General features: G+C 34.0%; 10 protein-coding genes and 1 pseudogene. 7 read left to right on the forward strand and 4 right to left on the reverse strand.

From position 1 onward, the window contains the following. From GOQ16_RS17735 to GOQ16_RS16925, 7 genes and pseudogenes are all read left to right on the forward strand, one after another. A pseudogene (locus tag GOQ16_RS17735) lies at positions 1-557 on the forward strand (hypothetical protein); the annotation flags it as partial. A 183-nt stretch (positions 558-740) separates the two neighbouring features. After that, positions 741-1,169, forward strand: coding sequence for a MarR family winged helix-turn-helix transcriptional regulator (locus GOQ16_RS16900; RefSeq protein ID WP_160070374.1), 429 nt, complete (start codon positions 741-743; stop codon positions 1,167-1,169). Continuing rightward, the gene (locus GOQ16_RS16905) at positions 1,166-1,591 is read left to right on the forward strand and encodes an organic hydroperoxide resistance protein (RefSeq protein ID WP_160070375.1); all 426 of its coding nucleotides are present in this window, start codon (positions 1,166-1,168) and stop codon (positions 1,589-1,591) included. Before GOQ16_RS16900 ends, GOQ16_RS16905 begins: the two co-directional genes overlap by 4 nt. A gap of 2 nt (positions 1,592-1,593) precedes the next feature. Beyond that, the gene (locus tag GOQ16_RS16910; protein WP_160070376.1) at positions 1,594-2,229 is read left to right on the forward strand and encodes a nitroreductase family protein; all 636 of its coding nucleotides are present in this window, start codon (positions 1,594-1,596) and stop codon (positions 2,227-2,229) included. A 266-nt stretch (positions 2,230-2,495) separates the two neighbouring features. Beyond that, entirely contained in the window at positions 2,496-3,086 is a 591-nt protein-coding gene (locus GOQ16_RS16915; protein WP_160070377.1) for a glutathione peroxidase, read from the forward strand. A 421-nt stretch (positions 3,087-3,507) separates the two neighbouring features. Continuing rightward, positions 3,508-4,146, forward strand: coding sequence for a type IV toxin-antitoxin system AbiEi family antitoxin domain-containing protein (locus tag GOQ16_RS16920; protein ID WP_160070378.1), 639 nt, complete (start codon positions 3,508-3,510; stop codon positions 4,144-4,146). Then, the gene (locus GOQ16_RS16925) at positions 4,143-4,997 is read left to right on the forward strand and encodes a nucleotidyl transferase AbiEii/AbiGii toxin family protein (RefSeq protein ID WP_160070379.1); all 855 of its coding nucleotides are present in this window, start codon (positions 4,143-4,145) and stop codon (positions 4,995-4,997) included. Before GOQ16_RS16920 ends, GOQ16_RS16925 begins: the two co-directional genes overlap by 4 nt. Before the next feature lie 638 nt (positions 4,998-5,635). Here the strand turns inward: GOQ16_RS16925 and GOQ16_RS16930 are convergent. The 4 genes from GOQ16_RS16930 to ruvX form a co-directional block, all read right to left on the reverse strand. Next, the gene (locus GOQ16_RS16930) at positions 5,636-5,878 is read right to left on the reverse strand and encodes a hypothetical protein (RefSeq protein ID WP_160070380.1); all 243 of its coding nucleotides are present in this window, start codon (positions 5,876-5,878) and stop codon (positions 5,636-5,638) included. 133 nt (positions 5,879-6,011) lie between these two features. After that, positions 6,012-6,680, reverse strand: a complete 669-nt coding sequence (locus GOQ16_RS16935) for a DUF2490 domain-containing protein (RefSeq protein WP_160070381.1) — start codon at positions 6,678-6,680, stop codon at positions 6,012-6,014. 98 nt (positions 6,681-6,778) lie between these two features. After that, positions 6,779-7,213, reverse strand: a complete 435-nt coding sequence (ybeY, locus tag GOQ16_RS16940) for an rRNA maturation RNase YbeY (RefSeq protein ID WP_160070382.1) — start codon at positions 7,211-7,213, stop codon at positions 6,779-6,781. A gap of 4 nt (positions 7,214-7,217) precedes the next feature. After that, positions 7,218-7,631 carry a Holliday junction resolvase RuvX gene (ruvX, locus tag GOQ16_RS16945; protein WP_160070383.1) on the reverse strand — a complete coding sequence of 138 codons (414 nt, stop codon included), beginning with the start codon at positions 7,629-7,631 and terminating at the stop codon, positions 7,218-7,220. Positions 7,632-7,845: the final 214 nt, after the last annotated feature.

Consider the following 7,845-nt stretch of genomic DNA (forward strand, 5'->3'; position numbering starts at 1 on the left):
AGCGTACTGGAGTCACCAAACAGTTGCTCTGGCAAGAGTATATCGAGAGTGATCCCACTGGTTATAGCTATCCGCAGTTCAACTATCATTTAAGACAGCAGCTGGTATCCCGAAAAGGCAGCATGGTGATGGAACACATCCCAGGAGACAAACTGTATATCGACTTTTCCGGCAAAAAACTCCATTATATAGACCGGTCCACTGGAGAGCTGGTTTCCTGCGAAATATTTGTTACCTGCCTTCCTTTCTCAGATTACGCTTTTGCCATAGCTGTTCCTTCTCAGCAGACTCCGGACTTTTTGTATGCCTTAAAAAACAGGATGCTCAATATGCCGGCACACAGTATCCATTTGCGAGTAGACTTAGATTCTCCCAACATAGAGAAATGGCAAAGGGCACTTTATGTTCAGCATTTTTGTGCGGATAATATCATCGCATTATGTTATGAACACGCCATCTGTTGCTTTTCTATTCCCCCGATAAACTTATATATGGGAATCTGTTTTTCCTGTATCTGTAGGCGCATTTCAGAAAACTTCTTTAAACATTCAGTTTGAATAGCAAAAAAAATAATTATTTCTTGCTGCTTAAACTGAATTCAAGCTAATGTTGATAAAAGAATTCACTGATTTTAATTAGGGATAATGTTTTATCAAATATTTGTCATAATTGTATTTTGCAAAATTAAATTGTGTACAATACAATATTAATGTTCTACTTTTGTTGTATAATAGTTTGGCATGAAAGAAATATTGAAATTATCTAATCAGCTTTGTTTTCCAATTTATTCTCTTTCAAAGGAAATAAGTAATGCTTATAGACCTTTATTAGAAAGTCTTGATGTTACCTATCCCCAGTATTTAGTTTTATTAGTGCTATGGGAGTACAAGAAGTTAAATGTTCGCGAAATAGGAGAGCTATTGCATTTAGATAGCGGTACCTTAACACCTTTACTTAAAAGATTAGAAGCAAAATCTTTGGTTAATCGTAATCGCAGCACTATTGATGAACGTATTGTAGAAATATCATTAACCCATAAGGGAGCGTCATTAGAAGAAAGTGCGGAATGTATACCAAAGCAATTAAAAGAAAAATCATCGCTTACCGATCAGGAACAAATTCAATTAACACATATTATAAATAAAATTTTAAATACCATAAAAACATGAAAGCATTATACACTACACAGGCTGTTGCTACCGGAGGTAGAAATGGTAAAGTAAGTACAGAAAATGGGGTTTTAAATATTGAAGTAAGGATGCCCAAAGCATTGGGAGGAGCAAATGATGGTTATCTGAATCCTGAAATGTTATTTGCAGCAGGATATTCTGCATGTTTTGACAGTGCTCTTAATCTTATTATCAGTAAAGCTAAAATCAAAACAGGTGTTACTAGTGTTACAGCTAAAGTGTCTATTGGACAAAATGGTGCAGGTGGTTTTGCTTTAGCTGCAGAACTGCATGCTAATATCCCTGGAGTAAGCCTTGATGTGGCCAAAGATTTAATTGAAAAGGCACATGAGGTATGCCCATATTCAAATGCCACTCGTGGTAATATGGATGTAATATTAACAGTTTCAAATAACGATTAAGTATGGCTTTAATACAAGATTTACAATGGCGTCATGCCGTAAAAGCATATGATTCTACAAAGAAAGTAAACGAAGAGGATATCAATAAAATAGTAGAGGCAGCGCGTTTAGCACCTACATCTTCAGGCTTACAGCCCTTTCATGTTTTGGTGATTAAAAACCAAGAAATTAAAGAAAGGTTAACTGCTGGGGCATTGAATCCAGATTGCATGCGTGACTGTTCACATGTGTTAATCTTTGCGGCCTGGGATCGTTACACAGCAGAGCGCATTGATGAAGTCTACGATTGGACAACTCATGAGCGAGGGTTACCTCAAGGCCGTTTTAGTTCTTATACTGATAAGCTCAAAGAAATGTATTTGAACCAGACAGCAGAAGAAAATCATGCTCACATCGCTAGACAGACATATATTGCACTAGGTTTAGCACTAGCGCAAGCTGCAGAGTTAAAAATTGATTCTACACCCGTAGAAGGTTTTGATAATTTGCTTGTTGATAAAGAATTAGAATTGGATAGCCTAGGATTAAAAAGTGTTTCCTTGATGTATGTCGGATATGCTAATAAAGAGAATGATTGGTTAGCATCTATGAAGAAGGTACGCAAACCGTGGGATAAATTTTCTATAAGGTATTATTAATATTAAAGTATGGCTGTTTATTTTGTATTCTTGTTTACAAAATAAATACTTGATAACTTGTGGGTTGAATATTCAAACCCCAAATGATTTTAATAGATTAATTTGGGGTTTAAATCCTGCAAATTTTGAAATAACTATCAATTATAGTTTATACGCTAAGCAGAAAAGAAAAAACCATAATTCAATTTTTAAAGAATATATAGCTAACTGTACCCTTTACAATAAGCAATGTAGACTAATCATTATGAACATTAAATTCAAGAAAGATGTCTTCACTAAAACAAAAAATAGTACGGTTTTTTTATCCTCTAGTCCGAAAAATAGGTAAGGTGGGTAAAAATGGAATTGTTCTATCTAATTTAAACCATGCTGCTCCCAAAGAGCCATTTCCCATAGAATCTCTGGTGCTAAATAATGGAAAACACTTAGCGTCATCTTTGGTTGCTGGGAAGAAAATAATGATTGTTAATACAGCCTCAGATTGTGGGTATACAGGGCAGTATGAAGAATTGCAGGCTTTATATGAGCAACACAATAAAAAACTTATGATAATCGCTGTTCCCTCAAATGATTTCGGCCAGCAAGAAAAAGGTAGTAATGAGCAGATAAGTCAGTTCTGCCAAGTAAATTATGGAGTTTCATTTCCTTTAACCTCAAAAAGTGTTGTAATTAAGAATGAAAACCAGCATCCTATTTTCAAATGGCTAAGTAATGCCCAAGTAAATGGTTGGAATGACCATGCTCCAGATTGGAACTTCAGCAAATACCTGATCAATGAACACGGGGTGTTGACGCATTATTTTGGACCTTCTGTTTCTCCTATTGATAAGATGATTATTAATGTATTAGATCAGTGAAATATAAGTCGTAAAGATAGCAAGGTTATAAAAACATAATTAAGTTCACTCTTGGATGAAGCAGATGCTAATAATAAGAGGCGTATGTTAAAAATTATGGTGTAGTCAATCATCCTTTTGACAATGTGTAAGTTGAATAATGAGAGTGAACTAGGAGGTAGCTACAGTATTTGTAAGGTAAATTTAATTTTTCTAAACAGGATTATTATCTGCTCTAACTTCTCAAGCAATATCAAAAGAAAGCTATTAATTATCTAGTTCGTAATGTCGTTGAACATATAATAAAAAAATTATATGTTAATTTCCATGATAATAATCGGAAATAAACCGATTAAAATGAAGTTATTTCACAAACATTTTATGTTAAAATATTTGCGTTAAATCGGTATTTTTCCGTTTTTTGTAAAACAATTTAACAATTATGGACTTTAGATATTTAGCCAAACAGTTCAATAATGCACCGTTCACCAGACAGGTCATGCTGGATATGCTTAAAGATTACAAAAGACCAAATGATAAAATTAGTGAACTTATTAAAAATGGAGACCTCATACTCTTAAAAAGAGGACTATATATTCCTGGCAGAAATACAGATTTAATAGCGCCAGAACCCTTTTTAATAGCAAATTATTTGTGGGGTCCGAGCTATGTGTCACTTGAGACTGCTCTTTCCTACTGGGGGTATATTCCTGAGCGGGTCTTTGAAATAAGTTCCGTTACGATGAAGCTCTCAAAAAAAATAAAAACGCCTGTTGGGAGGTTTACATATCGGTTTATGCCTTTACCGTATTATAGCTTTGGAATAAAACGCGTAGAACTCATATCGGGACAAGTTGCCCTTATAGCTTCACCTGAAAAAGCATTATTTGATAAAATAATCAGCAAAGCAGGACTTAATTTACGAAGCATATCCCAAACATATGATTTTTTGATTGAAGACTTACGAATAGATGCTGAAGGGCTACAAAAACTCAATATTAAGGAATTAAGTTCATGGATTCCTGATGCGCCAAAAAACGAGAGTTTTAGAACACTCATTAAAACCCTTAAAAAATTATGATTAAAGAATGGATTTCGGAATATGAACCTAAAAACACAGAAGAAGTACTTTCAGCTTTAAGGGAAATCATGCAAGAAGTGGCACTAGCTGGTCTTTCAAGGACAAATTTTTTTGAAAAGGCTGCATTTTATGGTGGAACGTGCCTACGGATATTCTACGGTCTAGACCGGTTTTCTGAGAATCTTGATTTTTCACTTTTAGAAGCTGACCCAAATTTTTCCCTTGAACCTTATTTCGAAGCTATCTTAACTGAGTTTGAATCTATCGGTATGAAGGTTAGCATCCGAGAGAAAGAGAAAAAAGAAAAAACAAATATAGATTCAGCCTTTCTGAAATCTGAAACAGAATGGAAAGAGCTGGTATTGGAAGATATAGTAAAGCAATCTGGTATTAAATCTACCAATAGGGGCATAAAGATTAAGATAGAAGTCGATCGTCAGCCACCTCTCGGGTTTACAACAGAAATGAAACTATTAACTCACCCCTTTTCCTTTTATGTAAAATGTTTCGACAAACCGAGTCTATTTGCAAGAAAAATGCACGCACTCCTATTCTGCAAATGGAAAAATAGAGTGAAAGGAATGGATTGGTATGATTTGGAGTGGTATATAAAAAAAGGTATACCTCTTGATATAAACCATTTTAAGCTTAGAGCAATAGATACTGGTGACTGGAAGGAAAAAGAAATGACCCAAAATGACATCTTAGAACTTCTTTATGAAAAAATCAAAACTATTTCATTTAATCATGTAAAAGAAGATGTTGTTCCGTTCATAAAAAATGATGCAAGCCTTGAAATTTGGGGGCAACAATATTTTACTGACTTAGTAGAGAAACTTAAATTCCAGTAAACACAGCTCGATCAAGCTCTTATGAAGTTAATATTCCTTGCAAAATTTAAAATATCATTCCATAATGCTCTAGATTTATAGTAGATTATAATTTAATAATAACACTAAATTATTCTAAAACCATTTTTGAGCCACTTTTATCCTTAAAAAGCAACAAATGGTCTCTAAATATTACTATTTAAAGACCGTATAGCAAGCTTATTAATATAATAATTGTACTTCTTAGGGTATTATTAATTTGTATCGATTTTTTTTGTTTACAAATTACTATTAATATCTAAATTCTGGATTTGTCACATAAATTGATAGTATTTTGGGTAAAGGTAAAGGAATGCAATTAGTCACGATATTAGGATTATTGATTTTAATGGTTGAGGATATATTCGATTCCTTTTGTGTTTATTATCTGGAAAATTTAAGCTAAACCATCTTGTGAACGATCGTTCACAAGATGGTTTAGTCCTATATCCTTTAAGGATCAAAACATGGCGGTAGGAATGATTTCCTAACTGCACATGTGTTTGATTTCGTTTATATATCTATTATAATGTACTGATGTACTCCTATCTGTTGAAAGTATTCCGTGTTCTAAATATTTTTCTACGGTGCACCAGATAGTTTGTGTTTTTCGAGCTATTTCAAATGCTGCGTCCATTTTCCCTCATTTGGATCATTTGAACAAGTTTTTCTTCTTTCTTCCATATACCAGATGAGATTTTCTGCTTAATATTTTCGTTAATATAGTTCTCGGAATCCAAATTCGTTTTAATAGCAGGAGGGTTCTTTGATTCTGTTTCGGCATAAATAACTTTAGAAACCGTCCTAAAATAGCTGTAACCTTGCTGAATTTCCTCTTGAAGGGCATCACTTAAATTTTTCACTAAATGGAACCTGTAGACGATCTGGTTTGCTTCTGGAATAGCTTGGCGATGGCACTGGCATTAGCTGTGGCCCCATCCCGAGTTACATATTCTATTTCTTTATGATGGGATAGTGGTAATAACCCGTTTTAGTTTATTTCCAAATCATTTTGTGATGCATTGAAAGCATCAAATGATTTGTTCCAGAGTTTGAGCCCACATGCTGACGCAGATAGCCCAACTGTAAGCCTAGATTCTGCTTCAATTTATAACCCAATCCAGCATATGCTCGATTTCTGTCAAATGCCTTAATAGATTTGTTATCCGAAATGTTTAAGAATATTTCGTCGTATAGAGCGAAATAAACTCCATTCTTATCAAACTGCTTTGCACTCAACGGAATATCAGCAAACAAACAATACCTAAAACGACCTCTTAAATCTTGGTTTTCAATAAAACGTTCTTCCAATCTAATTCGGTGTCTTAATTTAGAACTCGAAATTCCGTGTGAAAATACACCTTCTTGGTAAATGCGATGCTCTGCAAAGGGATTATTTGGAGTACCCTCTAATTCTGTGTGGATAAAACCATAACCTAATGTGGCTTGGAAATAAGGTTTGAATTGATATTGACCACCTACTCGAATTAATGTTTGATTATGGTCTCCAATAATTTTATAATCACGAAGCTGCAATTCATGATGTAAACTAAATTTTGACTCTTTGATTTGTGTATTACCGAAATACATAAGCCAACCGTTCAATGATTGCGCTTGTGAAGAAATACAAATAGTTAAAGTAAATAATATGATTAATGCTCTCATGCTTCGAAAATAAGACCTAACAAGTTCACATTATGCGCATTTGCTGTAACAATTTTGTATAAAAAAGTGAACTGTTAAAGTTCACTTTAGAATTTTGTTTAGAAAGTCCTCTTTTCCAAATACTCATTTTCTTTTAAAGTCATGAGTTCTTTGTCTTGCTTTTTCTTGTCATAATAACCGCATAAATGCAATACGCCATGAATAATCACGCGGTGTAATTCATCTCTTTCGGTTACTGCGAATTTTGCGGCATTTTCACAAATTCTTTCTATAGAGATAAAGATATCTCCAGAGATCTCATCCTGCTGTTCCGAGGAATCAAAAGTTACAATATCTGTGTATGTATCATGATTCAAGTATTGCTTGTTGATATCTAATAAATATTCATCTGAACAAAATACAAAAGTTAATTCTCCTATACGTCTGAATCCCTCAGATTTGATGGTGTCTCCAATCCAAGTTCTAACTTTTGCTTTATCCTTAAGAACAAAATCAATATCTTCTGAAAAAAATGAAATATCTTTTAATGCCATTCTATTAAAATCCTTTTGTATCCATATATGTTTGCAAAATAATCGTCGCAGAAATCGTATCCACCAATCCCTTATTTTGCTTTTTATTCTTTTTCATGCCCGATTGCGCTATAGCTGAGGAGGCCATTTTTGATGTGAAACGCTCATCCACTTTTACAACATTGATTGCAGGAAATTCCTTTTTTAATTTTCGTACAAATCCTACAACATGCTGAGCCGATTCGGAATCTGTGCCATCCATTTGCAGAGGTCTACCAACTACAAAAGTTTCAATTTGCTCTTGCTGCAAATAGTCTTTCAAGTATTTAAATATATCATCAGGATGCACAGTGGTCAACGCAGTTGCAATTATCTGTAACGGGTCCGTAACAGCTATTCCAATACGCTTTGTACCATAATCAAATGCCATTAATCGCATAAGCTCAAAAATTTTAACAAAGGTACAATTCATTATTGATGATAAAAATCTATAACTTTGGTCGTATATTTTAGTTTCTATGCAATTTATAAAACGTAGCGTAAACCCCACAGGTCTTTAGCCTGTGGGATGTAAGGGACTAACCCTGATTGAGAATATACTCACGAATAGTATCAGGAGATGCTTCACCTATTGAACAAACAAAATAACCATC

The organism is Sphingobacterium bovisgrunnientis, assembly GCF_009829085.1.
GTDB classification, from domain to species: Bacteria; Bacteroidota; Bacteroidia; order Sphingobacteriales; family Sphingobacteriaceae; genus Sphingobacterium; species Sphingobacterium bovisgrunnientis.

Coding starts and splice junctions, on each gene's coding strand:
- GOQ16_RS16905 (WP_160070375.1), top strand. CDS start 1,166: ATGAAAGCATTATACACTACACAGGCTGTTGCTACCGGAGGTAGAAAT.
- GOQ16_RS16900 (WP_160070374.1), top strand. CDS start 741: ATGAAAGAAATATTGAAATTATCTAATCAGCTTTGTTTTCCAATTTAT.
- GOQ16_RS16920 (WP_160070378.1), top strand. CDS start 3,508: ATGGACTTTAGATATTTAGCCAAACAGTTCAATAATGCACCGTTCACC.
- ybeY (WP_160070382.1), bottom strand. CDS start 7,213: ATGGCATTAAAAGATATTTCATTTTTTTCAGAAGATATTGATTTTGTT.
- GOQ16_RS16910 (WP_160070376.1), top strand. CDS start 1,594: ATGGCTTTAATACAAGATTTACAATGGCGTCATGCCGTAAAAGCATAT.
- GOQ16_RS16935 (WP_160070381.1), bottom strand. CDS start 6,680: ATGAGAGCATTAATCATATTATTTACTTTAACTATTTGTATTTCTTCA.
- GOQ16_RS16915 (WP_160070377.1), top strand. CDS start 2,496: ATGTCTTCACTAAAACAAAAAATAGTACGGTTTTTTTATCCTCTAGTC.
- GOQ16_RS16925 (WP_160070379.1), top strand. CDS start 4,143: ATGATTAAAGAATGGATTTCGGAATATGAACCTAAAAACACAGAAGAA.
- ruvX (WP_160070383.1), bottom strand. CDS start 7,631: ATGCGATTAATGGCATTTGATTATGGTACAAAGCGTATTGGAATAGCT.